General features: G+C 69.2%; 1 protein-coding gene. It reads left to right on the top strand.

Going from position 1 to position 1,246, the window contains the following annotated elements:
• A partial coding sequence (locus FKP22_RS30840; RefSeq protein ID WP_375140637.1) for a histidine kinase dimerization/phospho-acceptor domain-containing protein occupies positions 1–1,246 on the top strand: 1,246 nt, incomplete at both ends.

Below are 1,246 nucleotides of genomic sequence, written 5' to 3'. Positions count from 1 at the left end.
GGGGCCGACGATTACCTGACCAAGCCCTTCTCGGCCCGCGAGCTGCTGGCCCGCGTCAAGGCCCACCTGGCGCTGGCCCGCATGCGGCGCGAGGCCGACCAGATGCACCAGGCCGCGCTGGAGCGCGAAGCGGCACTGGCCCAGGCCCGCGTGCTGCAAGCCAGCGAACAACGCCTGCACCTGGCGCTGGAAGCCGGCCAGATGGGGCTGTGGGAATGGAACATCGACACCCAACTGTCGATCTGGAACCCGCAGATGTACCAGCTGCTGGGCCTGCCACCGGGCGAAGGACCTGTTCCCACCGACTGTTTCTTCCGCCTCGTCCACCCGGATGACCGGGGCCGGCTGCAACTGCGGCTGAAGCCCTTGTTCGAGCCTCAGCCCGAGGTACCCACCAGCCCCTGGCAAGACGAATTCCGCATCGTCCGCCATGACGGCCAGACGCGCTGGCTGGCCGGCCAGGGGCAGCTCTACCGGCATGCGGACGGCCGCCCGGCCCGCATGATCGGCATCAATCACGACATCACCGAGCACCGGGCGCTGGTCGCCGAGCTGCAGGACCACCGGCACCGGCTGCAGCAGATGGTCGACACGCGCACCCAGGCGCTGGCGCAGGCCGTTGGCGAGCTGGCCACCGCGCGCGACCGCGCCGAGGCCGCAAACCGCTCGAAGAGCGAGTTCCTGGCGAACATGAGCCACGAGATCCGCACGCCGCTGAACGCCATCGTCGGGCTGACCCACCTGGTGCAGCGCGAGGCCCAGGAACCCGCCCAGCGCGACCGGCTGGGCAAGATCGCGCACTCGGCGCAGCACCTGCTGCAGGTCATCAACGACATCCTCGACCTCTCCAAGATCGAGGCCAACCGCCTGCAGCTCGAAGACATCGAGTTCTCGCTGGACGCGGTGCTGAGCCGCAGCTTCGAGATGGTGGCCGACCATGCGCAGGCCAAGGGCCTGGAGCTGATCGTCGACACCGATCACCTGCCCGACCGGCTGGTCGGCGACCCGACGCGCTTTTCGCAGGCGCTGCTGAACCTGGTCGGCAACGCAGTGAAGTTCACCGCGCAGGGCTTTGTTCGCCTGGGCGGCGAAGTACTGGCCCGCAAAGGCGACCACGCGTTGATGAAGTTCAGCGTGCGGGACACCGGCATCGGCATTGCGCCGGAGCGCATCGGCGCGCTGTTCCTCGCCTTCGAGCAGGCCGACAGTTCGACCACCCGCCGGCACGGCGGCACCGGCCTGGGCC

Origin of the sequence: Ideonella azotifigens (genome assembly GCF_006519715.1) — a bacterium.
GTDB lineage: Bacteria > Pseudomonadota > Gammaproteobacteria > Burkholderiales > Burkholderiaceae_C > Ideonella > Ideonella azotifigens.
The sequence above is the reverse complement of the archived record's forward strand: the minus strand, read 5'-3'. Positions and strand labels throughout refer to the sequence as shown.